General features: G+C 47.0%; 23 protein-coding genes. 6 read left to right on the top strand and 17 right to left on the bottom strand.

Annotated elements, in window-relative coordinates:
- From BM184_RS05180 to BM184_RS05150, 7 genes are all read right to left on the bottom strand, one after another.
- Nucleotides 1-161: transposase (locus BM184_RS05180; RefSeq protein ID WP_143091110.1), on the bottom strand; the 161-nt coding region annotated here is incomplete at its 3' end.
- A 181-nt stretch (nt 162-342) separates the two neighbouring features.
- Nucleotides 343-1,302, bottom strand: a complete 960-nt coding sequence (locus BM184_RS05175) for an ABC transporter permease (protein ID WP_086941593.1) — start codon at nt 1,300-1,302, stop codon at nt 343-345.
- A 1-nt stretch (nt 1,303) separates the two neighbouring features.
- Complete coding sequence (locus BM184_RS05170; RefSeq protein ID WP_086941594.1) at nt 1,304-2,377, bottom strand: ABC transporter permease; 1,074 nt, start codon at nt 2,375-2,377, stop codon at nt 1,304-1,306.
- Nucleotides 2,370-3,944 carry an ABC transporter ATP-binding protein gene (locus BM184_RS05165; RefSeq protein ID WP_086941595.1) on the bottom strand — a complete coding sequence of 525 codons (1,575 nt, stop codon included), beginning with the start codon at nt 3,942-3,944 and terminating at the stop codon, nt 2,370-2,372. Before BM184_RS05165 ends, BM184_RS05170 begins: the two co-directional genes overlap by 8 nt.
- Before the next feature lie 270 nt (nt 3,945-4,214).
- Nucleotides 4,215-5,303 (bottom strand): BMP family lipoprotein, encoded by a 1,089-nt coding sequence (locus BM184_RS05160; protein ID WP_086941831.1) that lies wholly within the window; start codon nt 5,301-5,303, stop codon nt 4,215-4,217.
- A gap of 157 nt (nt 5,304-5,460) precedes the next feature.
- Nucleotides 5,461-7,908: a DNA translocase FtsK gene (locus BM184_RS05155; RefSeq protein ID WP_086941596.1), complete on the bottom strand. Its 2,448-nt coding sequence runs from the start codon at nt 7,906-7,908 to the stop codon at nt 5,461-5,463.
- A 209-nt stretch (nt 7,909-8,117) separates the two neighbouring features.
- Nucleotides 8,118-8,414: a DUF1033 family protein gene (locus BM184_RS05150; protein WP_086941597.1), complete on the bottom strand. Its 297-nt coding sequence runs from the start codon at nt 8,412-8,414 to the stop codon at nt 8,118-8,120.
- Nucleotides 8,415-8,564: 150 nt separating this feature from the next.
- Between BM184_RS05150 and BM184_RS05145 the strand changes: the two genes are divergently transcribed.
- Both BM184_RS05145 and yidC read left to right on the top strand, forming a co-directional pair.
- Entirely contained in the window at nt 8,565-8,840 is a 276-nt protein-coding gene (locus BM184_RS05145) for an acylphosphatase (RefSeq protein WP_086941598.1), read from the top strand.
- A 58-nt stretch (nt 8,841-8,898) separates the two neighbouring features.
- Nucleotides 8,899-9,834, top strand: a complete 936-nt coding sequence (yidC, locus tag BM184_RS05140; protein WP_245830509.1) for a membrane protein insertase YidC — start codon at nt 8,899-8,901, stop codon at nt 9,832-9,834.
- 99 nt (nt 9,835-9,933) lie between these two features.
- Here yidC and BM184_RS05135 read toward each other — a convergent pair whose 3' ends face one another.
- The 3 genes from BM184_RS05135 to gndA all read right to left on the bottom strand — a co-directional run bounded on the left by BM184_RS05135 (nt 9,934) and on the right by gndA (nt 13,748).
- Complete coding sequence (locus BM184_RS05135) at nt 9,934-11,415, bottom strand: HAMP domain-containing sensor histidine kinase (RefSeq protein WP_177208544.1); 1,482 nt, start codon at nt 11,413-11,415, stop codon at nt 9,934-9,936.
- 22 nt (nt 11,416-11,437) lie between these two features.
- Nucleotides 11,438-12,139, bottom strand: coding sequence for a response regulator transcription factor (locus BM184_RS05130; protein ID WP_086628095.1), 702 nt, complete (start codon nt 12,137-12,139; stop codon nt 11,438-11,440).
- Nucleotides 12,140-12,311: 172 nt separating this feature from the next.
- Nucleotides 12,312-13,748: an NADP-dependent phosphogluconate dehydrogenase gene (gene gndA, locus BM184_RS05125; RefSeq protein ID WP_086941601.1), complete on the bottom strand. Its 1,437-nt coding sequence runs from the start codon at nt 13,746-13,748 to the stop codon at nt 12,312-12,314.
- Nucleotides 13,749-13,932: 184 nt separating this feature from the next.
- Here gndA and BM184_RS05120 point away from each other — a divergent pair, with 184 nt between their 5' ends.
- The gene (locus BM184_RS05120) at nt 13,933-14,067 is read left to right on the top strand and encodes a DUF4044 domain-containing protein (protein ID WP_120488144.1); all 135 of its coding nucleotides are present in this window, start codon (nt 13,933-13,935) and stop codon (nt 14,065-14,067) included.
- A 63-nt stretch (nt 14,068-14,130) separates the two neighbouring features.
- On the opposite strand, the gene BM184_RS05115 is transcribed toward BM184_RS05120, so the two are convergent.
- The 6 genes from BM184_RS05115 to rpmG form a co-directional block, all read right to left on the bottom strand.
- Nucleotides 14,131-14,532 carry a rhodanese-like domain-containing protein gene (locus tag BM184_RS05115; protein WP_086941603.1) on the bottom strand — a complete coding sequence of 134 codons (402 nt, stop codon included), beginning with the start codon at nt 14,530-14,532 and terminating at the stop codon, nt 14,131-14,133.
- Nucleotides 14,533-14,613: 81 nt separating this feature from the next.
- Entirely contained in the window at nt 14,614-15,699 is a 1,086-nt protein-coding gene (locus BM184_RS05110; RefSeq protein WP_143091109.1) for a YqgU-like beta propeller domain-containing protein, read from the bottom strand.
- 66 nt (nt 15,700-15,765) lie between these two features.
- Nucleotides 15,766-16,734, bottom strand: coding sequence for an ROK family glucokinase (locus BM184_RS05105; protein WP_086941605.1), 969 nt, complete (start codon nt 16,732-16,734; stop codon nt 15,766-15,768).
- A gap of 29 nt (nt 16,735-16,763) precedes the next feature.
- Nucleotides 16,764-17,465 carry a rhomboid family intramembrane serine protease gene (locus BM184_RS05100; RefSeq protein ID WP_086941606.1) on the bottom strand — a complete coding sequence of 234 codons (702 nt, stop codon included), beginning with the start codon at nt 17,463-17,465 and terminating at the stop codon, nt 16,764-16,766.
- A 32-nt stretch (nt 17,466-17,497) separates the two neighbouring features.
- Nucleotides 17,498-18,043: a 5-formyltetrahydrofolate cyclo-ligase gene (locus tag BM184_RS05095; protein WP_086941607.1), complete on the bottom strand. Its 546-nt coding sequence runs from the start codon at nt 18,041-18,043 to the stop codon at nt 17,498-17,500.
- A 100-nt stretch (nt 18,044-18,143) separates the two neighbouring features.
- Nucleotides 18,144-18,293: a 50S ribosomal protein L33 gene (rpmG, locus tag BM184_RS05090; protein ID WP_068560829.1), complete on the bottom strand. Its 150-nt coding sequence runs from the start codon at nt 18,291-18,293 to the stop codon at nt 18,144-18,146.
- 221 nt (nt 18,294-18,514) lie between these two features.
- Here rpmG and BM184_RS05085 point away from each other — a divergent pair, with 221 nt between their 5' ends.
- Nucleotides 18,515-18,880 (top strand): DUF6115 domain-containing protein, encoded by a 366-nt coding sequence (locus BM184_RS05085; RefSeq protein WP_086941608.1) that lies wholly within the window; start codon nt 18,515-18,517, stop codon nt 18,878-18,880.
- A 13-nt stretch (nt 18,881-18,893) separates the two neighbouring features.
- The gene (locus tag BM184_RS05080) at nt 18,894-19,400 is read left to right on the top strand and encodes an MltG/YceG/YrrL family protein (protein WP_086941609.1); all 507 of its coding nucleotides are present in this window, start codon (nt 18,894-18,896) and stop codon (nt 19,398-19,400) included.
- A 72-nt stretch (nt 19,401-19,472) separates the two neighbouring features.
- On the opposite strand, the gene BM184_RS05075 is transcribed toward BM184_RS05080, so the two are convergent.
- Nucleotides 19,473-21,521: a peptidoglycan D,D-transpeptidase FtsI family protein gene (locus BM184_RS05075; RefSeq protein WP_086941610.1), complete on the bottom strand. Its 2,049-nt coding sequence runs from the start codon at nt 21,519-21,521 to the stop codon at nt 19,473-19,475.
- 263 nt (nt 21,522-21,784) lie between these two features.
- On the opposite strand from BM184_RS05075, the gene BM184_RS05070 reads away from it, so the two are divergent.
- Complete coding sequence (locus BM184_RS05070; protein ID WP_177208543.1) at nt 21,785-24,439, top strand: YfhO family protein; 2,655 nt, start codon at nt 21,785-21,787, stop codon at nt 24,437-24,439.
- Nucleotides 24,440-24,465: the final 26 nt, after the last annotated feature.

Here is a 24,465-nt window from a genome sequence, read left to right as displayed (position 1 = left end):
ATTATTTCTACACCTTTTCTTTCGCATAACTGCCGAAGTATGACTCCTATATCTTGTTTTATCTTTCCGTAAATTGCTTGCCTCCGGTATTTGGGCGCAAAAACTATGTGATACTTACAATTCCAAGTGGTATGTGCTAAACTATTTTTGTCTTGAGACATATAAAGAATCCTCCTAAGTCATGAATATTGGTTGGCGAACCAAATATATTCTAGCACTTAGCGAGGATTTTTTAATACACCGCTGGAAGCTCTCCGGAACCATGGGCCTAGCCCATGGTTTTCATTTCCACAAAAAGAAAAGGCTGACTCGTGTTGAGCCAACCCTTCTCACTGACAGAGATTACTTTGATTTGATGTAAGTCGTACCGTTAGCGGCCGGGCCTCTTGATTTGCCGATAAAACCTACAAGCACAATAATCGTGATGACGTAAGGTGCGATCTGGAGGTAGACGGAAGGGATATTCTGGATGACCGGAATATAGCTGCCGATGACCCCCAAACTCTGGGCAAAACCGAAGAAAATCGCTGCGCCCATCACTCCGATAGGATTCCATTTGCCGAAAATCATGGCAGCCATGGCAATGAATCCTTGACCGGCGATCGTTGATCCGGAAAAATTCAGGCTGATCGACTGGGAAACGATGGCGCCACCCACACCGCCCAAAAAGCCGGAAATCAAAACGCCAGCGTAGCGCATCACGTAGACATTGATCCCCAATGTATCTGCCGCCTGCGGGTGTTCCCCGACCGAGCGCAGACGCAAGCCGAAAGTCGTCTTGAAGATGATGAAGTAGCAGACGAGCGCCGTTGCGATCGCTGCATAGGCTGGTGCTGATGTGTTCGTGAAGAATATCTGACCGATGATCGGGATGTCCTTCAAAACAGGAAAACTTGTCTTACCGAAGTTTTGGACGATGAAGGCTGTTTGCCCTTTTCCTTCATAAAGAACCTTAGTCAAAAATACCGCCAAAGCAGGGGCAAGCATATTGATGACCGTTCCGGAAACGATGTGGTTCGCTCTTAAATTGATGGTGGCAACGGCATGAAGGACCGAAAAGAAGATGCCCACTGCACCAGCAACCAGCAACGCAACCCAAGGGGTCATTTTGCCCAGGTTGTCGGCGTAGTTCAAATTAAAGACTATGGCCGAAAATGCCCCCATTACCATAGTGCCTTCCAACCCCACGTTGACGATACCGCTCCGTTCCGAGAATGTTCCGCCAAGGCCAGTAAAGATCAATGGTGCCGAATAAATCAAAGCCGAAGATACGATGATCGACAGAATCGCTAGCATATCCATCTCACGCCACCTCCTTTTTATTGACTTTGGACAGCTTATTCACCAATAGTCGGATGATATAGCTCGCGCCGACGAAGAAGATGATCGATGCAATCACGATATCGACAATCTCTACCGGCACGCCGGACATAAGCGGCATACTGGTTCCGCCGATTTTCAACGTGCTGAACAGAAGTGCAGCAAAGAGGATTCCGATCGGGCTACCGATGCCCAACAAAGCTACTGCCATACCATCGAACCCGACGGCCGGCATCGCACCTTGAACAAACATATTCTGGAAATTCCCCAATCCTTCCATCGCTCCTCCCAAACCGGCCAATCCGCCGCTGATCAACATGGCCAAAATGATGTTCTTTTTGGCGTTCATCCCTGCGTAATCGGCCGCGTCAGGATTCAATCCGACTGAACGGAATTCGAAACCATATGTTGTTTTCTTCATCAGCACCCATACCGCCGCAATCATGATGAGGGCAATGAAAATGCCGGCATGCAGTGTCGAATTACGGGTCAATTCTGACAAGAATGGCACCCTCAGACTGGCATTTTCTGTGATTCTGGCTGTAGAATCCCCGGAATCCGTCAAAACATTTCTTACGATGTGGTTGTTGATGTACAAAGCTGTATGATTCAGCATGATGGTGACAATTACTTCACTTGTGTTGAAATAGGCACGCAAAACTCCGGCGATACCCGCCCACAGAGCTCCGGCGGCTACACCCGCCAAAATGCATAAAGGCAACAAAATCATTTTAGGCAAATCAGGCAACAGCTGGGCTACGCTGACGGATGCCAACCAGCCGAACAAAGTTTGACCCGCTACACCGATGTTGAAGAAACCCGCTGTGTTGGCTACCGCAAAACCTAATGCGACCAGAATCAAAGGGGTAGCTTCACGCAATAATTCGCCTACGTAAAACGGCGATCCGAAAGCTCCCTTCAGCATTGCCGAATAACCCGCGATGGCATCATAACCGAAAGACCACATGACGATCGCGCCGATCAACAGGCCTAATATGACTGAAAGCAAAGGTACGATAATCCCCTGGATGCGAGTGGCTCCTTGTTGATTACTCATGAAGGCTTCCCTCCTCTTCCTTGTTTTTTTCCAATTCTTCCCGGGCCTTTTCCAAAGAGGAACCGGCCATCAATAAGCCCAGTTCTTGTTCAGAAGTTTCCTCCGGCTTGACGTAGGCCACAATTTCACCTTCAAACATCACAGCGATGATATCGGAGAGATTCAAGATTTCATCCAACTCGAAGCTCATCAGGAGGATCGCCTTATCCTTATCCCTTTGCTCGATCAAGCGTTTATGGATAAATTCGATGGCCCCCACATCCAATCCTCGGGTCGGTTGGGCTGCTATCAACAACGAAGGATTCCGATCGACTTCACGGGCGATGATCGCCTTTTGTTGGTTCCCGCCGGACAACGAACCAGCTGTCGATTTTTCGCTTTGGGTCCGAACATCAAACTCTTTGATCAGTTCGATGGCATGGTTTTCGATGGCTGTATCATTCAGGAAGCTGTTTTTGCTGTAAGGTTCCTGATAATAAGTCTGCAAGGCGATGTTCTCATCCAAACGCATCGGGAGGATCAGGCCGAACTTTTGTCGGTCCTCAGGGATATGTCCCAAACCTGATTCAGTGATTTTGCGCGGAGCCAAGTTCGTGATGATTTCACCGTTCAGCTTAACGGTTCCGCTCTCAGCCTTCCGCAAGCCAGTGATGGCTTGGATCAATTCGCTTTGGCCGTTCCCATCGATCCCGGCAATCCCAACGATTTCGCCCGCCCGTACCGTTAGACTCAAATTGCGCACGGCTTCCAGTCCGCGGCTCTCTTTGACCGTCAATCCTTCAATTTCCAAAACAGCCTGCTTTGGCTGGGATGGTTTTTTGACTGTGCGGAACAGAACGGAACGCCCCACCATCATATCGGCCAGTTCTTGCTGGGATGTCTGCTTCACATCGACGGTGCCGATGCTCTTGCCTTTACGGATTACTGTGCAGCGGTCCGCAACGGCTTTGATTTCATCCAGTTTATGCGTGATCAGGATGATTGACTTGCCTTCTTTCGTCAATTCCCTCATGATCGACATCAATTCGTCGATTTCTTGGGGTGTCAACACTGCCGTTGGTTCGTCGAAAATGAGGACGTCCGCCCCACGGTACAATGTTTTCAGGATTTCGACCCTTTGCTGCATCCCCACAGTGGTGTCTTCGATTTTGGCGGACGGATTGACTGCCAAGCGGTATCTGTTGGACAGGTCAGCAATCACGGCAGCGGCTGCCTTTTTATTTAAAACGCCGAGTCTGCTCGGCTCGCTGCCTAAAATGATGTTCTCCGTAACCGTGAAGTCCTTGACCAACATAAAATGTTGGTGCACCATTCCGATCCCCAATTTATCGGCAACACCCGGGGAACTGATTTTGACCTCTTGCCCTTTGACCTTGATGGTTCCGCTGGTCGGCTCCAAAAGGCCTGAGAGAATATTCATCAAAGTTGACTTGCCCGCGCCATTTTCACCCAACAAAGCGTGAATTTCACCTTTTTTCAAGCTGAGAAAAATATCATCATTCGCTTTATAATTGCCGAAAGCTTTTGTTACGCCAATCATCTCAATGACATAATTTCCTTCTGTCATGCTGATTCCACTCCTTACTAAAATTGAATGCATGCATTCCCTCATGCAGCAGTGAGACACGCTTATAAAATATAATACCGTAAAACACTATTTCACACCTATTATAAAGTATTTCCAAAATCCTATCCACTTTTGTTTGTCACACAAACTGAACATTTGTTTATTTTTGTGCGGATCATCATTTATTGCGGCGATGCGAAGAAAAAAAGCGAAGCAACTCAATATCCTAACCGGAATCAAGTTGCTTCGCTAATAAAGAATAAAACGCGATTAGTTTTCTGGAGCTTCAGGAACAACAAGCGTTCCGTCCAAAATTTGTGCTTTCGCATCGTTGACAGCAGTCAAAGCTTCTTCGCTCAATTGGCCTTCAGTCAAATCGACGCCTTCTTCAGCCAAACCGAAATTCAACACTTCCCCTGCCGGGAATTCGCCGTTCATCGTTAACGTAGCGATGTCCTTGGCTGCAGTGCCTACACCCTTCAACGTCGAGGTCAAAGTAAGGTTTCTTTCAGTGCCGTCATCAAGAGTCAACAAGCCTTCTTCAGTTTGGTCACGGTCAACACCGATTACCCAGATTTCTTTTGAAGGGTCTGCTTTTACGATATCTTTAGCTTCTGAGAATACGCCGTTTCCGGAATCTCCGGCAGCTTGATAAATGACATCGATTCCGCTTGCGTACATTGCGGCAGCTTTTGATTTTCCGCCTGCTGCATCGCCGAATGAGCCGACATATTCAACTTTTACATCTATATCAGGATTGACGGATTGGGCACCAGCTATGAATCCAGCTTCAAAGCGATCGATGACGACGCTCTCTTGTCCGCCGATGAAGCCCAACTGGTTGGTTTTGGTTGTTTTAGCAGCAGCGACGCCAGCCAAGAAAGCAGCTTCATTGTCTTTGAATGATACAGATACTGTGTTTTCGCCTTCGATGACATCATCGATGATGGCAAACATTGTATCCGGGTTTTGTGTTGCCACATCCTGCATCGCTGACTTCAATTTATATCCGATACCGAACACAAGATCAAAATTACTGTTTACGGCAGTGTTCAAGTTCGTCACAAATTCCGAATCGGCATTTGATTGGATGTAATCATATCCATCGATCCCTTTTTCTTTGTCGTTCTCTTCGCCCCATGCAACAAGGCCTTCCCATGCGCTTTGGTTGAATGATTTGTCATCCACGCCGCCGACGTCGGTAACCATCGCGATAGTGAAGTTATCTTCCGTTCCCTCTGCTGCGTTGGAACCTGTTGCACTGCTGTCAGCCGTGTCGCCGTTTCCGCCGCAAGCTGCCAGGATTGTGCTGACACCTAACCCTAATGCCAATAAACTAACATATTTTTGCTTCTTCACCATGACCCCTCCAATAAACTTCAATTTTTTGAACTTGTAAGTACAAGCTTCTTACAAAAAATATCATATCATGTAATTCTTAAAAAATAAACGATATTGACTTGTTTTGTAATCGTTTTTTCATTTAATATCCATATATTTTTCAGAAAGCTCCGGGTTAAACCTCAGAATCATAGGGGATATCCGTATCATTTTCATAAATACCTTCGCTAATGTTCACCTTTCTGGGCTTGCTTCCATCAGCCGGCCCAACGATGCCTCTTGCTTCCATCTCGTCGATCAGCCGCGCTGCCCGATTATAGCCGATCCGGAATCTCCTCTGCAATTTGGAAATACTCGCCGTTTCATCCGATCTGATAAATTCTACAGCTTCCCCGAAAAGTTCATCTTCCGGCTCTTCGCTTGCAGCCGCCACGGTTTCGGTCGGCATCATTTCCTCGACATAGTTCGCTTCTTGCTGATTTTTGACGAAAGTGACAATGTGCTCGACTTCCTCGTCGGAAATGAACGCGCCTTGGACACGGATCGGTTTGTTTTCCCCCATCGGACGGAAGAGCATATCGCCTCTGCCCAGCAGCTTCTCTGCCCCGGATCCATCGATTATCGTTCTCGAATCGATTGAACTGGACACAGCAAAAGCGATCCGGGAAGGGACGTTCGCTTTGATGATGCCGGTGATGACATCGACACTCGGTCGTTGTGTAGCCAAAATCATATGGATTCCCGCAGCCCGTGCCATCTGAGCCAATCTGGTGATCGCATCTTCGACCTCATTGCTGGCCACCATCATCAAATCGGCCAACTCATCCACAATGACCACTATGTACGGCAAGGTAGGATTATTTTCCCCGTTCTCCAGATTGTATTCGACAATCAGATTGTTATAGCCGTCGATGTTGCGCATACCGGTACCGGCAAACAATTCGTATCTTCTTTCCATTTCCGTTACAACTTTGTGGAGCGCTTGGGCCGCCTTGCGGGGATTCGTAACAACCGGCGTTAGCAAGTGCGGAATCCCGTTATAGACGTTCAATTCCACCATTTTCGGATCGATCATCATCATCTTCACTTCGTTCGGTTTGGCTTTCATCAATATGCTCGTGATGATGCCATTGATGCAAACCGATTTTCCGCTCCCGGTCGCACCCGCAATCAGCAGATGGGGCATCTTCGTCAGATTTGCGCTTTGCACAACGCCGGAAATATCCCGGCCTAACGGAACCTCCAACAGCTTGTCTGTGTGCTTTTGGCCCTCCATAACGTCCCGGAAGGATACGACGCTGACTTCACTGTTCGGCACTTCTATGCCGATGAAGGATTTACCGGGTATCGGTGCTTCGATGCGGATATCTTTTGCTGCTAAAGCCAAAGCCAGATCATCATTAAGGTTCACAATTTTGCTGACCTTCACCCCGACAGCTGGTTGGATTTCATATTTTGTCACGGCCGGCCCTAGATTCGCTTTCGTGACTTTGGCTTCCACACCGAAGCTTGCAAACGTTTCTTCCAGTTTTTTGACATTTTTTTCGATTGTCGCATATTCATTCGATTGATCGATTGCTTTTATTTCATTCAATAAAGTGACCGGCGGCAATTGGTAATCCCGGTTTTCCTGCTCGGCAGTGATTTCGAACTCCAGATCGCCGCTGTTGTCTTCCTCACCGCCTCCCGCCGTTGTTTTTGCAAGGGCGGCCTGTTGGGCGGACGCGCTCTTTTCATTATCCGCATGTTTGTGTTCGGCTGCTTTTTCAAGTTGCTGCTGGAAACTGTCGATTTTCAGCTGAACGGGTTCGCGCTCTTTCTCGGCGAGCGTTTCCTTTTCTGAAGCTTTCAAAGCTTCAGCTTCTTCCTTCATCAATTTCTTTGCTGCCGACTCACTTTTGATCTGATTTTTTGCTTTTTCGACTATTGAAGGTTTCTTTTCGGTCGGAACGCTGTTGGACCTGGTCGGTTTCTTCACTGTTTTCGAATCGATGATCGAGCTGGCTACTTTATCTTTCGTGAAAAGCACCGCTCGTTTGCTGTTGTGCCCGAAGATCAAAGCAACTTTGCGGACCACTTCCATGACGTCATGCGTCGTAAACCCGAAAATGACTGCCGCACCAAAAAATATAAGCAGGCCGATGATGATGTAAGTGCCCCATTGTGAAACCAAAAAATGGGTTCCAGTATAAAAAGCCGCTCCGATCAATCCCCCGCCCATTTCTGAAGCCGTATCCGCTTGCCTGACGTCGACCAAAAAGCGGGCAAGCGTAACGGATATGACCGATGCTCCCTCCGTTACGACTGTCTCAAAGGCCTGTGAATGGAGATAAAGCAACGCAGCTGAATAAAGCAGGATGCCGCTGATCAGCCAGTTCTTTCTTATTTTTGGTTCTTTCCCTCTCAAAATCAGGTACAACCCGTAGGCACCGAACAGCGCCAGGCTGACCGGATAGGTTTCGCCGACAAAAAATCGGAAAAAATTCGCCAGCGCTATACCGGCAAAACCGAGTTGCCCGATCCCTAAAGCTGCACTGAAAAGAAACAGCACACCGATAAGCTCGTAGGATATCTTCTGTCCGGTCGCCTTCTTTTTCTTTCTTGTCGTCGTTCGTTTCGCCAAACATGCCAACTCCTTTTTATAATTTACTCAAAACCCCTGCACATCTGCATAGAACAGCGGTCCATAAATGGTTCGGTTGATTACCCGTATCGGTTCATTATACTATAAAATGAACCCTTACGAGGCTATTTTTTTCATCGGAAAGCATGGACAAAAAAGCTTCAGCACCCGCCTTTGCGAGATGCTGAAGCTTTTTCGGTCTTGAACAATCATTCCGGTCGCAGTTTTTTCCTGTCCTGCAACAGCATCAGTCCATGGTATAATTGCACATCGTCATCACAGTTCTCACAAAACCGGATTTCTCCGTCCGACCAGTAGGCAGTCAGGTAGGCTTCCTTCGTTTTTTGGAATGGATAGGCTTCCGATAGTTTTTCGGCAGCCTGCTCATAGGCGGCGACTGCCTCCTGGAAATCGGCATACTCTGTCGATTCCACAATAAAATCCATCCAATCTTCAAAAAACCACCAAGGTTCATATTCTCCCTCGGTCCGTATCACCTCGTACATGCTATCACCTTCTTTGTTGCAAAAAGTATAGCACAGCCCGGAAAATTATTCCCGTGCAAGGTATCGGGATTGAAACTTCTTGACGAAGACTGTAAACTGAATTAAAAAGCTAAAGCGCATGCTCAGCCTAATATCTGGAGGAGATTTATCATGAAAAAAATCAAGATGACAGTGAGCGGCCGCGTCCAGGGCGTGGGGTTCCGTTACATGACAAAAATGGTGGCGGACCAGATCGGCGTTTCCGGCATCGTAAGGAACGAGGATGACGGAAGTGTCTACATCGAAGCGGTCGGACCGACCGATAAAATCGATGCTTTCATCGCGGCGGTCAAACGCAGCCCCTCGCCAAGCGGAAAAGTCGATACCTGCAAGCTCGAAGAGGACGCCAACATTGAGAATTACATAAGTTTTCGCGTAACCAATTGAATATATTTTCCCCTTCAGGTATAGTAGTAATGTTATCGAAAAATTGAAAGGAACGTGAATGATGAAACTCAAAAAGAAGTTATTGCTTTCCGCGGAAATGCTGTCCCTGTTAGTGGTTCTTACAGGATGCATGCAATATGATGAGAATAAAAACCCAACTGGCTTTATATATGACTATTTGGTGGTGCCTACTGGAAAATTGATCGTTATGCTGGCGGAAATGCTTAACGGCAATTATGGACTGGCCATCATCGCCATCACAATCATCGTCCGTTTGGCCATCATGCCCATGAATTTTACCCAAATCAAAAAAACGATGGTGCAACAGGAAAAAATGAAATATATCAAACCAGAATTGGAAGATATCCAATTCCGCCAAAAAAATGCCCAGACGCCTGAAGAAAAAGCGGCAGTTTCCCAAGAAATGATGGCGCTGTACAAAGAAAATAACATCAGCATGACAGGCGGTGTCGGTTGCTTACCGATTCTGATCCAGATGCCGATTTTTACCGCTATGTACCAGGCCGTCAACTTGACGCCGGAAATTTCCCAAAGCACATTCCTTGGCATCAATCTTGGTGTAAGCAGCCCGCTGCTGGCAATCTTGGCAGGTGTGGCTTATGTGATCCAAGGCTACGTTTCCACAATCGGTATGCCTCAGGAAACCAAATCACAGATGAAATCGATGTTGCTGATGAACCCGATCATGATTCTGATGTTCTCTTGGTCCTCACCAGCGGGATTGGCATTATACTGGCTGGCTGGCGGTATTTTCGCCGCAGCCCAGACTGCCCTTCAAAATCACATGATCAAACCTAAAATCCAGAAGCAAGTTGAAGAAGAAATGAAGGATCGCCCGATCAAGAAGAATGTGAAGATGGCCAAACCAGTTTCGCCTTCCGCACCGACGCAAACGGTAAAAGCTTTGTCCGCCAAGAATCAACAAACGGATGGCAAAAAAGGCCGCAACGCAGGCAAACAATCAAAATCCTAAATGCAACTGCAGAAAAAGCAGGAAGCGACTCGCACATGAGTTCGCTTCCTGCTTTTTTGCATTTCATTTTTTGGTAAGGGCCGTTCTCCTGTCGAACGCCTACAATTCCTCATCCGGCACATAATTCTTCAGAATCGGCAACTGGATGCGGAAAACAGATCCGTGGCCCAATACGCTTTCGACGGTGATGTCACCTTTATAGCCTTCCAACAATTCTTTCGCGATTGAGAGGCCCAAGCCGTTTCCGCCTTTATTCCGCGATCTGGCTTTATCGACGCGGTAAAAACGCGAAAAAATCTTCTGCTGATCTTCTTGGGACATCCCCTCGCCAAAATCTTGGATGGCAATCTGGACATAGGACATGGACTCGGAAATCGAAAGGTGGATTTCATGCCGGTCAGTCGAATATTTAACAGCGTTGTCCATCAATATCACGAGGATTTGCTCAAAATGGTTGCGGTAGATGTTCACATAGATTTCGCGACTCAAATCATCGTCCAGATTAAACACGAAATCCGGATACAGCATCTTAAAATTATGGAACGTATGCAGCACGACATTCCGGATCGGCGTCACTTCATTTTTATAATGCATTTCGACTTGTTCCGCGCGGGAAAGATCCAACATTTCCTGAACCAAGGTCTTCATTCTCTGGATTTCGGTCAAGGAAGCGGCAAGCGATTCATCCAGGATCTGCGGATCTTCCTTGCCCCAACGGTTCAGCAATTTCAGATGGCCCTCAACAATGGCTGTTGGGGTCCGGAGTTCATGCGAGACATCTTCCACAAACTGCTTTTGCTGGGTAACATAAAGCGCCATCTTGTCCAGGAGTCCGTTGATATGTACAGAAAGGTCGGTAAATTCGTCCTTGCTTTTCGATATTTTGATACGGGTCTCTGACAGCGTATCCTCTTCGATCGCATCCATCGTGTCGACCATCTGCTTGATCGGCCTGAAGAAGTAAAAGGCGATGCCGTAGCCGGCAGCCGCTGACAAAACGAGCACAAGCGCCGTCACTAACCAGAAATACTGCGTCATCTGTGAGACGACTTTATGATAATCATTCAATCGGAAAACGATCTGCACATACCCCAACAGGAAGGAGTCTTCCTGGCTGAGTATCGGACCACCTGCGACAAACGCTTCAAGATCGTTCAGCTTAGTCTCGCGTAAATAAGTATCGGGATTTTTGATGAATGTCGTATAGCTCTTCTGCGTTTCATAGAGCAGCTGTCCATCTGTATCGAATACGCGTATGTTCGCCCCTCTGCTCTTGAGATCCTCCAAAAACGGATAGTTGCCTACAGACTGGAGCCCTTTCGTCACAGTGGAAACAGAGATCTTCTCGAACATGCTCTCGACGCTGTTGACTGAAAGCTTCGTGTCGATTTCGGACAAGGCGGATTGGACCGAATACAACAGATTCTCGGCTTCATTTTTTTGTTGATCGTATTGATAGCTTTTGTAGACATTCAGCATCAGCAAAGCGGACAGAAAGTACAGCAGGAAGAAAGCGATACTTAAAAGAAAACCCCATTTCCACCGAATGGACTTGGGATTTCCTCTTTTTTTGGTTGGCATATAATTGATTCTGCGCATAGTATTATGAGCGCATGACGTATCCGGTGCCACGAACCGTTTGGATATAACTTTCTTGGCCGGCTACATCGATTTTGTTGCGCAGATAACGGATATATACATCCACTACGTTTGTTTCCACTTCTGTCTTGTATCCCCATACTTTATTCAGCAATACATCCCTTGATAGGACAACGTTGATGTTTTCCATCAGGATCAACAACAATTCGTATTCGCGTTTGGTCAATTCGATGTGCTCGTCGCCACGGCGCACGACACGGTTTTCCTTTTCGATCGTCAAGTCACGATAAGTGACGGTCGTCTGTTTCACCTTGCGTTGCTCTTCTTCGATATCGATGCGGCGCAACAAAGCGCGCACCCTTGCCAAAAGTTCTTCGATGGCAAATGGTTTCACGATGTAATCATCCGCTCCGTGATCCAAACCGGACACGCGGTCGATGACGGAATCGCGGGCGGTCATGATGATGATCGGCGTATCTTTGACAGGGCGCAGGCGACGGCAAACTTCGATGCCGTTCAATTCCGGCAACATCAGATCCAAGAGGATGACATCCCAATCCTGGTTCATGGCAGCTTCAAGGCCGGTTCTGCCGTTGTAGCAAATTTCCGTTTCGTAGCCTTCATGTTTTAACTCAAGCTCGATGAAACGCGCCAGATTTTTTTCATCTTCGATAATCAATATTCTTTGTTTGTCTCTATTTTCCATAGAATTCTCCCCTAATGTCTCATTTGAATAATAACAACATGCCATTACAATTTCATTTTATTTTAACATACTGTCGGGAATTTATCTTAATTAAATGATCATAATAGTAAAATGTCATCCGAAGCACGGCTTCGGATGACGTAAGTGTAGGCCAGAATGGCGCTGTATCCCTTTAGTCTTGTGGAACTTCTACTTCTTTGTCCCACTCAAAGTGGTAAGAACCAGCTTTGTCGGTGCGTTCATACGTATGCGCTCCAAAGTAGTCCCGTTGCGCTTGGATGATGTTCGCAGGCAAGACAGCCGAACGGTAAGAATCGAAATAAGCTACCGCAGATGAGAATGTCGGTACAGGAACGCCTGCAACCACAGCCGTAGCAACCACTTCACGTACAGCTCCCTGGTATTGTTTAGTGATATCCACGAAGTAGTCATCCAACAACAAGTTCTGCAGTTCAGGATTCTTCTCGTAAGCATCTGTAATGTTTTGTAGGAATTGCGCACGGATGATGCAGCCTGCGCGCCAAATTTTAGCGATCTCGCCATAATTCAGATCCCAATCATTTTCTTCGCTGGCAACGCGCAATTGAGCGAATCCTTGCGCATAGCTCATGATTTTGCTGAAGTAGAGTGCCTTGCGGATACTTTCGATAAAGGCTGCTTTATCCAGACCCTCTTTACCTTCAACAGCAGGTCCAGTCAGAATTTCGCTGGCAGCGACACGCTCTGTCTTCAAAGCGGAAATGTAACGGGCAAAAACGGATTCGGTGATCAACGGCAATGGTACGCCCAAGTCCAATGCACTTTGGGAAGTCCATTTACCCGTGCCTTTGTTGCCGGCGCGATCCAAGATGATCTCAACCATTGGTTTCCCTGTTTCAGGGTCGTATTTAGTCAAGATGTCAGCAGTGATGTCGATCAGGAAGCTGTCCAACTCGCCTTTGTTCCATTCGATGAACACCGCGGCAATTTCTTCGACTGACATGCCAAGGTACTTGAACATGATGTCATATGCTTCTGCGATCAATTGCATATCCCCGTACTCGATTCCGTTGTGGACCATCTTAACGAAATGGCCGGCGCCATCTTTGCCGATGTAGGCTACACATGGCTCGCCATCCGGAGCTTTAGCGGAAATCTGTTCCAAAATCGGTGCAACCAAATCGTATGCCTCACGCTGTCCGCCCGGCATGATGGAAGGGCCTTTCAATGCGCCTTCTTCGCCACCGGAAACGCCAGTTCCGATGAAATTGATGCCTGAATTTTCCAATTCCTTGCTGCGGCGGATTGTATCCTTGTAGAAAGTATTCCCTCCGTCGATCAGGATATCGCCTTTATCCAAATGAGGCAGCAACGATTGAATCGTTTTGTCGGTTGCCTCCCCAGCTTTTACCATCATCATGATTCTTCTTGGTTTTTCCAAAGACTCAACAAACTCTTCGATTGTATAAGTAGGAACCAGTTTTTTCTCTGGATTTTCCGCGATGACTTGCTCAGTCTTTGAGCCGGAGCGGTTGAATACCGATACAGAATAACCTCTGCTTTCAATGTTCAATGCTAGATTTTTGCCCATTACGGCCATCCCGACAACGCCAATTTGCTGTTTTGACATAAATAAATTCTCCCTTCATGATAAACACATCATTCTATAATCTTAATCCTAACAAAAATTTACTTAAATGGAAAGCAAACAATTGAAAATAATGGCTTTCTTTTCTTTCCCCTGCTTCCCCAACATTTACTTTTATATTTTAATGTTGTAAACTATGCCATGTAAAAAACAAAAGGTGGGAATAATGTTGACAAAGAAAACTGGCGCTACCTCTTCAAAATTCAATAAATTCAGCAAATTCATCATTTGGATCATGCTGCTGGCCATGGTCGGCGGATCGATCATTTCCGTGCTGTACTCTTTATTCATAAATCTGTAACAGGAAACATTCAAAAAGGTTCCCGGAATCCACAAGCTGATTCCGGGAACCTTTTTAATTGACTCAGATGCTCTTTTTGACTTTCCCATCCCAACCGGCATAGCCGCCTTTCAGAATGAAAATATTTTTGTAGCCATTTTTTTTCAAAATTGCCGCGCAACGTCCGCTCAACATGGAATTTTGATCATACAGATAAATCGGTTGATCTTTGCGGATTTCTTGATAGCGTTGCTTGAAAGCCGAATAAGCGATATTTCTCGCTCCCAATATGTGGCCTGCATCGAACTCCGTCTTTTCGCGGACATCGATCAATTGCGCTTTACGCAGATCTTTTCTGAACTCCTCTGCAGTCAGAATAGTCGCCGCATTCTTTCTTTGGAAATAAAAATAAGCTTGATAAATGGCATATCCGATAATGAATATCCATAATGCGATATTAAAAATATCAATTCCTGTTAAATTCAAATAAATCCACCCTTTCCATACTCTTGCTCTCCTATTTTACACTTGTGGAAGGCGCATTGCTACAGTTTTGACGACTTTTTTCTATTCCGTCAATTGTATCCAGCCATCGCCTTCCACATCGTACAGATACTCATAACGCTCTCCGTAAAGCACATAGGTTCCTTCTGGTGAAACGGAAATCGGAGCCATTCGTTCGACCATGGTCAGCACCTCTGAAGCGTTGCCGGAAAAATCGATTTTTGCGAGTTCGAAGATGACGCCATCAACGCTCTCCGGCTCCTGTTTTGGGATGACAGCAAACGTTTCATCCGAGTCGTTCCCTTTTTTGAATTCAGGGATGACCAGCCCGCTCCCATCGGTTATGCGCGGCAAGGCAACATAGCCTTGGGCAATCAGAAGCGGATAATAGGAAACGGCAATCAACTCTTCCTCATTGAAATCTGAAGGGGTCACCACCCATACAGATTCGCCTTCCAGTCCGTATGCGAGGATTTCCCGATCGATGACAGTGTCTTTGCCGGGAAATCGGACGTCACTCAACACCAGCGCAGAGGCACCATCCGGACCGCTTTCCATGTGCAGGTACATATTTTCCGAATACCAAACCGGCATTCCCTCTGTATCAGCCATTTCCACCCACTCGCTTTCCGCCAGATCCCAAAGGTTATTGACGGATCTATCCATTGTTTTTTGGACGGAAAGGAACAGCTGCCCTTCGTTTTCCGGATTCCAGGAAACGTTCGTCAAAACCCCTTCCGACAAATGAAAATCGGCCAGTGATTTTCCCGACTTGTCGATCATCATGACGTTGCTTCCCTGCTGATTTGCGACTTGCACAAGCATCCGTCGGCCATTTTCTGAAAGTGCAGCAAAAACAAGCCGATCTGAAAAAGTCCGGATCGGCTGGTCTTCCCCCGTGAGCAAGTCATGGCTGTACAAACCGTATTCTTCATTTTTTTCCAGTGCAACAAGGAGGGTCCTGTCGTCCAGCCAGCCCACAGTATAAAGGAATTCATCCTTGGATATTGATGGGGTTTCGATGCTGGAGGAAAGGTTTGGAGCGCTTGCATCAGGCTGGTCTGGATACTTCAACCGTTGTGTACAGGCCGCCAGAATAAGAACACTTGAGAGTGAGAGAATGAACCATACTAGCCCTCTTTTTCCCATGTCATCCTCCATCCTCCCGCATTTTCTTTCCCTGAAAATGTTCAGGTCCCATTTGCCTGGGATGATTTATTTGCTGATTTCCGTCAGCGCAAGATAAGCTGCTCCAACTATGCCGGCATCATTCCCAAGAGCGGCCAATTTGATATGCGTAGTCTTCTTGACGTTAGGGAATGAAAAGTCAGCAAAATAGGTTCTTACTTGCTCCAAAAGGTATTCCCCGGCTGCGGATACACCGCCACCGATGACGATATAAGCCGGGTTCAAAAGATTTCCGATATGACTGCAGGCCAATCCTAGATAGTAGGCAGCACGGTCGACGACAAGAACAGCCAGTTCATCATCCTCTTTCGCCAAATCAAAAATCATTTTTGAAGTGATTTCTTGGCCATCATCGATGATGAATTTGAGCTGCGAGTTGCCGGCATATTCTTCCGCATGTTTGCGGGCCAATTTGACGACGCCTGTCGCGCTGGCGACGGTCTCCAGACAGCCTTTCTTCCCGCAGGTACAGTCAAATCCGCCCGGCTCGACCGTCATATGTCCGATTTCGCCGCCTGAACCTGCAGTACCGTGGATAAGATTGCCTTCCGCAATGATTCCGCCGCCGACACCTGTGCCAAGTGTCACAAATACGACGTCGCGATCATCCGCACCGGCGCCTCGCCATTTCTCACCGAGCGCGGCAACGTTTGCATCATTGTCTATATAAATAGGGATGCCGATTTCCCGCTCGATTGCTTCACGTACAGGCTGCGGCGTTTTCCAGTTCAGGTTGAAGGCACCATCGACAGTACCCGCTTCACGGTCCACCGCTCCCGGCGAGCCCATGCCGATGCCCTGAAAATCGTCCGCAGTCATTTGGTAGAGATTTAGATGGTGTTTGATCGAAGCTATGATATCAGGTACGATGTGCGTCCCCTCATCACTGATGTTCGTAGGGATGCTCCATTTTTGCTGGATATCGCCTTCTGCTGTCAAGATAGCCAATTTCACTGAAGTACCGCCTAAATCTATTCCGATAAATTTTTTGTACACGTCATTTCCTCCAATTGTTCAATTTATGTCTAGTATAACGCAAAACCGGTCCGCATAAAACCCGTATAAGCAAAGAATATAGCGCTCACAAAATAAATGACCAGAAAAAGCAACCTTAGGCCGTTTTGGCTTTTGGCAGTCCTAGGCATCGCGATGAACACGGCCGCCAGCGCGCCTCCCAATGCCCCGCCAAGATGCCCGAAATTATCGACTGCTGCGGAAAAAAATCCGAAGAAGAAATTCAGGAAAATCAGCATCGTAAAACTGCGGGCCATTTGCTGAATCCCCGAATTGTACGGAAACTGACGGCCCAGAACGATGGCTGCGGCAAACAACCCGAAAAGTGAGGTGCTTGCACCGGCGGAAATCGAATCATTGAAGGCGAAACTCATGAGGTTCCCCATCAACCCACTCAGGAGATAGATCAGCGCAAAACGCAAAGAGCCATAGAGACTTTCCATCTGCGTACCCAAGTAATACAGGGTGATGCTGTTGACCAGAATGTGCGTGAAGCCTATGTGGATGAACATAGGCGCTATCAAACGCCACCATTCCCCTTGCGCGATGGCGGGGTTGAATTTGGCGCCGAAAAGGATAAGCGTAAGCACATTGGTGCTTCCCCCGTTCAGGGTCATCAGCAGGAAAATGACAATCTGAGTGGCCAAGAACAAATGCGTTACAGAGAATTTATCCGGTAAATAGGATCTTTTGGTATTATATGACCGCATCATGACACTTCCTTTCATTATTATCTTATTTTAAACTAGAATGCTGCTGTCAACAACTTTTGGACCGGCACATCAAAATCTTCGATTTCCCAATTCGGCTCCCTGAACAATTGGAACGGGAACAGCATCGATAAGGTAAGGCCATTGTAAGCGGCCAGATAACGATCGTAGTAGCCGCCGCCGAACCCTACGCGATAGCCCGCTTGCGAAAACGCCAAACCAGGAACAAGCAACAAATCGATTTCTTCGGGCGGAACCGGGTTACTCCTGTCGACAGGTTCCATGATGCCGAATTTGCTCCTTGACATGGCGGTATCCGGCAAATATTCATGAAAAGTCATCACGCGGTCCTTGCCGGAGTAGGGAACGACCATCCGTTTGCCTTCTTCAAGCCCCTTTTGGATAATTTTTTGCGTATCGATTTCCGGGAAATTGGACCAGGTGACTCCGATCGTCTTTGAAGCTTTCCACTCGTCGCTGCTGCAGACTTTTGTCGTCAACGCTTGCTCCATCCGGATCCGATCCTGGGATGGCAAATCCTTCAATCTCCCCAGCATCTCTTTTCTTATCTGTTCTTTCATCAGAATCCCTCCTCAAGCGGCCTGGCAAGCCGTTTCTACTATATAATGCATCCTTCCGGATAAAATAAAAAAACAACAGGATATCCTGTTGTCATTTTAATTATTTTGTTTCACGATGCAAAGTCACGCGTCTTTCACGTGGACAATATTTTTTCACTTCAAGACGGTCCGGGTTGTTACGTTTGTTTTTCTTTGATAAGTAATTACGTTCTTTACACTCCGTACATTCCAATGTAATATTTAACCGCATATTCTTCCCTCCAAACATAAAAAAATTGAAGATCGAATCATCTTCTGCGTTTCTCATTGTATCACTTATGAAAAAATAATGCCACTATTTTTTGAACAAGTTATGCCTGCGCCCGATTTTTTTAAGCTTTCTCCCAATAAAATCCCAGATAAGGTTGCAGAAACAAACGAATTTCATTAGAATGTTATCAGGCGTCAAAAAGAAGAATTGAGGTGACAAAGATGGAACAATGGACCATCGTGATTGTCTTGCTGACAATCGCAATCATATTGCTGTTTGCATCATTTTTCGTTAAGGATAATGATCGTAAATTCGCTGATGAGATGAGTGAATACACATTACAATTAACGGAAGAAATCCATGAATTGAAGCAACGACTCATCGCTGTGGAAGAGGAATTGGGAAAAGAAGTTCCCGTTTCCGAAGATTCGCAGACCGTTAAAAAAGTACACAACCTGACAAAGCAGCACATCATCACTTTGTATACAAGCGGAAGAACGTTTGATGAGATTGCAGAGCAACTGTCCGTCCCTATCACCACCGTGCAACTCGTTGTCGATAACTACATAGAACAATCAATCGTATAGAGGAGAAAATAAAGTGAACAAACAAAAGCTTCGTTTTATATCCATCGGTTTTTTGTTGTCTGCCGTGCTCTTGGCCGGCTTCCAGCTCTTCTATCCGGAAGCACTCCCTGGCAGCACCTTCAACGGAGAAGCAAATGCCGATTCAACGGATTATCAAGAGAAATATGAAAGTACTTTGGCTGAATTGGAATTGCAGAAACAACTTAACGAAGCTGCAACCAGCAGCACGCCTGCCGATGGAGCTGCAGCAGCCTCCAGTGTCCCAACTGAAGCAGCGAGCGTCACCGACAGTGCGACCACTCCGGTTGCGAATGCACCTGTAACATTTGTCATCACTTCCGGACAACCGATGTCCGTCGTCATAGACAATCTTGTCAGTGCGGGACTCATTACAGACCGGGCTGTCTTTGAACAATATCTGACCGACCGGAATCTTGTCACGAAGATCAATGTCGGAGAATACCAATTGACCCCGGACATGGGCTATGAAGTCATCGCCGACATCATCACCCTGGAATAATAATCCAGCCTAACAAAATGAAGGTGCCGGAACAAGGATGTTGCAATCCTTGTTCCGGCACCTTCATTTTGTTTATTCGGCTGCTGTTTTGTAATCCCCTGTGTTGAAGTACGCATCAAAGACTTTCTTGGCTATCGGCGTAGCCCGGCCCGTTTCCGTACTTAGATACGGGACCACAACGGTGACGGTGATTTCCGGATTATCGAATGGCGCATACCCGACAAATGTGGAGTTAAAGACGCTTTCGCCCTTCAGATTCTCATTGTTGCCGTCATAGAAGGCCTCTGCCGTACCCGTTTTGGCTGCAACGTTGTTCGAATCCTTTCCGAATGTCGAATACGCTGTTCCGTTCGTGCTGTGGGTTACTTGGTAAAATCCTTGTTGGACTCGTTCCATCGCTTCCGTGTCGACGTCGACCTGATTCATCACTTTTGTCTCCAGTGTCGTTTCCAACGCTCCCAGCGATCCGTTCGCATCCGTGCTGCGGATTTCCGAAACCAACTGCGGTGCGTATCGGGTGCCGCCATTGGCAATGGTATTGATGTATTGCGACAACTGCAAGGTCGTGTATAGATCGTACTGTCCGAATGATTGGTCGACTACGTTAACTGCCGCTTGGTTGAACCCGGTCAGTCCGCTGCCTTCGTTCGGCAGGTCGATTCCCGTCTTCACACCCAAGCCGAACTGGGCAAAATAGCTGCGCAGTTCGTCGATCAGATCTGGGGAAATATTCAAGGTACCTCCCGCTTCATAGCTGGATTGTCCCCCCATCAGCATCGCCAGTTTGATCATGTAAACGTTCGATGAGCGGGCTAACGCCTCGATGTCGTTAATGGCCACTTGACTGCCGACGGACGGGTTGAAAACTGATTTCTTCAGATTTGAACCTTGGAATTGCAAAGGTTCATCGACGAGGACATTGTTGTCCGCGCTGATGACTCCACTCATGTATCCGGTCAGCACCATCGCGCCCTTCACAGCCGAACCCATCCCGTAACTGGAATTGATGACCCCCAATGCATCATCCACAATTTCATTGGATGCCGAAATTTGCTTCCCGGTCATGCCCAGGATTTCTCCTGTATTCGGATCCGATGCCACTATGTATATCCGGTCATTGTAGGGATCGACGTTGCTGTTCAGGAAATCGGTCGCGATCTGTTCGATTTCCTTCTGAAAATCGATATCGATGGTCAGGACCAGGTTATCCCCGGCTTTTCCCTCATAGGATTCCTCCCGCGTCACAACCTCGCCTGATTGATCCGTGATCGTTTCCCATTGTGATTTCGTGCCTGAGAGCACCGATTCGTATTCTTGCTCCAAATAGGAGTTACCGACGCGGTCGTTCCTGGCGTACCCTTTTGCCAAATAAGTAGCGACCTGGTCACTCGGCAAACCGATTTTTTCGCTGGTCACGCCACCCAAAATACTCTTCAGCAAGTCCGATTCGGGATAGATCCTGACCCAATCAGTCGCGACATCCACCCCGGACAAACCGGACAGATTTTCGCTCACCCGAGCCAGTTCCTCATCCGAAACATCCTTGTTTTTTATGCTGGTCGTCGACAAGGCATACGCGCTGTTCATCCGCTTAAAAATAGCGGCAATTTCTTTTTCTTCATCCGAATAGGCGATATCTTCCGCTGTTATTTTTTCGAGCTCCACTTCATATAGTTCAGAACCCGGCAACAGCTTTTCATCATCCGACAGACGTTCCAACATAACTTCGTTGTTTACGGCCATCCAATAATCCTTCAGATCACGCTCCGTCAGTTCTTCAATGCTGACGTCTATCAAACCTGCCAATGACGAGGCGACTTTTGCCATCTCCTCGGCTGTAGTGTTTGCTCCTCTAGTGAAGGTTATGGAATGCTGCGGCTCATTGCCTACAAGTATGTTACCGTCTCTGTCATATATCAAACCGCGCGGCACCGATTCCGTCACAAGTGTCGTTTCTGTACGTTTCACGATGGCTTCGAATTCATCTCCGCGAACGATCTGCAGGTATCCCAGTCGGAATATCACTGCGGAAAAAAGCGAGAACACGATGAAAAAGAGCAGGTTCAATCGAAATGGGATATGCGATTTTCTTTTTCTTTTGCTTTGGGTATTATCTTCCAATTTTACACCTTCCTAAAACCATAGTTCAACAACCTATTATAGCAAAAAAAGAATGCATTACAAACGAAGCAATAAATTTTTAACATGTAGCTTCGGAGGATAGCCCAAGACATACCCGCATTCTTCATAAAACCAATGGGATATGCTAAAATAGCAGAAGCACTTGTGAATTTTTCGCTTCAACCATCACGAGCGTTCCCTGACGGTCAACTGACTTTGCAGGAACGCCATATAATTTTCGGTCCAAAGGAGGAATGTGCAGCATGCTGAAGCGTTTCACAACCCTATCACCGCACAAAAATATGCTTTCCCTTTCATTTTTACTGCCTTTATTTGTAATGATGGTCATTTATGCCACCATGGGCGTTTACCCTTTCGGCAACAGCACGCTGCTGACTGTGGATCTCGGCCAACAATATGTGGATTTTTTCAGTTATTACCGGACGACCTTATTGTCCGACCCTTCCGCCATTTTCTTTTCGTTCACAAAGTCATTCGGCGGAGAGATGTTGGGGTTATGGGCCTATTATCTGATGAGTCCTTTCAATCTGATTTTTCTGTTTTTCCCGCAGTCCCAATTGCCCTTAGCGGTGACTATCTTGATCCTTCTGAAGGTTTCCGCGTCAGGATTGACCTTTGCCCATTTGTTGGTTTCCCGTTTCGCAGGCAAAGGCTTGTTGGTTCCGTCCTTCGCCTTGAGCTATGCTTTGATGGGTTATGTCATCGTCAATCAATTGAATGTGATGTGGCTGGACGGACTCGTTTTCCTGCCTCTGATCATTTTGGGATTGGAAAAAATGCTTTCGGATGAAAGCGGTCTGTACTACAGCTTCTTTCTCGGAGTGATGCTGATTTCAAATTATTATATCGGGTTCATGATCTGTATTTTCCTGGTTTTCTATTACCTGTTCGCATTTTCCAGACAAGAAATTGCCGGCCTGAATGATCTGAAGGCGCACCTGAAGCACTTCTTCGCCCAATCAGCCCGATTCATCGGCTATTCCTTGCTGGGAGCTGGCTTTGCCGCAGTGCTGCTGCTGCCCACTTTTTTTTCTCTCTTGGGAAGCAAGGCAAGCTATGCCAACAACCTGATCGATTGGAGTTTCGCCTATGATCCCTTCGAGGTCGTTTCGAAGTTCTATATCGGGGCATTCAATTTCGACCAGATGCCCAGCGGACATCCCAATCTCTTCATCGGCACTGTCGCTCTGACTGCATACATCTATTATTTTTTTCATCCCGCCTTTTCCATAAAAGAACGGTTTACCTCGTTTGCGCTGACCGCCCTCTTTTTCCTGGCGATGAATGTCCAGTTTCTGAATAAAATTTGGCATGCCGGACAATATCCGATCTGGTACCCTTACCGTTTTTCGTTCACCGTTTGTTTCTTTTTCCTGTTGAACGGTTTTCGGGCATTGCGCTCCTATCGCCCTTTTCCGTTTTCGCTGGCCTGCTGCCTTTTGATCGCGAATGCGGCCACTGCCATCTATGTCCTGAAAAAAGATTTTGAATTTCTGGAGCCTGTCCAAGTATTGATAACTGCAGTCATTTCTGTCCTTGTACTGGTGTTGCTGATGCTCAGGGATCAGCCCAGAAAATGGCTGACCTACGCTTTGCTTTTCGTGGTCACCGCAGAGATGACGGCAAATGCAGCCATCGACCTGTTTCGTTTGGGCTACGTCAAGCAGGATGAATTCGCCGACTATCAGACGAATCTGAATACGATGCTTGCTGATGTGCGGACATCCGAGGATACATTCTACCGGATCGAAAAAACGTTCCAGCGCTCCAAAAACGACAGTTTCCAAGCCAATTATGCAGGGATCAATCATTTCAGTTCCACATTTGAAAAGGAGATTCCCGCCTTGTTCGGCTCACTGGGCTTTCCTGACGGGAACGGCTTTATCGTGTACTCAACCGGGACCTTATTCACGGATGCGCTCTTCGGCGTGAAGTATTTCATTCAGGACAAGAAGTTGCCGGAAACATTTTATGACCTCAATGACGGCATATACCGTTTGAACCGCAACTCCACACGCCCGGATTTGACCCAGTACAGTATCTATTCAGAAACGGATAGATCGACCACCTTTGAAAATCCATATGCGTTGTCATTGGCATTCGGGGTTTCCGAAAGCGTATTGGACCTTGAGTTGATCGAGGATCAGCCCATATTGATGCAGGAACAGCTCTTGGATGCCTTCAACAATCAGGAAAGCATCGAACCTTATTTCTCCTTGCGCCCGTTCGATTCCAACGTTTTCCAGAATGTCACATCCGCTGCCGACGATGCGCAGAACACAACCTATTACCGGTCTGTGGATGGCGCAATCTCAAGGATTGAATTCCAGTTCACTCCTACTAGCGAAAATCCCTATTATCTGATCCTGGATGCCGGCATCGACGATGACAACGCAACCCTTTATGTGAATAATGTGAAGCTGGATTATTATACGACCTACCGCAATGACCAGGTCATCAACATTGCAAGCAACCAGCAAGGTGAAAACATCACCTTCACGATCGAGCTGCTTGAGGACTCGATACGTGTGCAGGATCTGAAACTTTACGAACTGAACAAAGCTTTGTTCGAGGAGACCATTTCCGGGCGGCAAGAGGAAGGCATGACGATCACTTCTTTCAGCCAGACCCACATCACAGGTTCGGTCACGATTGCGGATGAAGATGAAGTATTGCTGACGACAATCCCCTACAGCGAAGGCTGGGCAGTGACGATCGATGGGGAGGCTGCTGAAACGGAAACCACTCTGAAAGGCTTGCTGGCGGTTCCGATCAGCGCAGGCAAACATACCGTTGAGTTGACATACCGCACCCCTTATCTGATGACCGGATTGTCACTGACGGGCGCGTCAATCGTTGGTGCCTTACTATTAAAAAAATATCGTAAAAATAAATAAGGAAAGCGGCTGGCGATTTGCCCCAG

The organism is Trichococcus pasteurii (assembly GCF_900112935.1).
GTDB lineage: Bacteria > Bacillota > Bacilli > Lactobacillales > Aerococcaceae > Trichococcus > Trichococcus pasteurii.
This window is presented reverse-complemented; position numbering and strand designations above follow the sequence as displayed.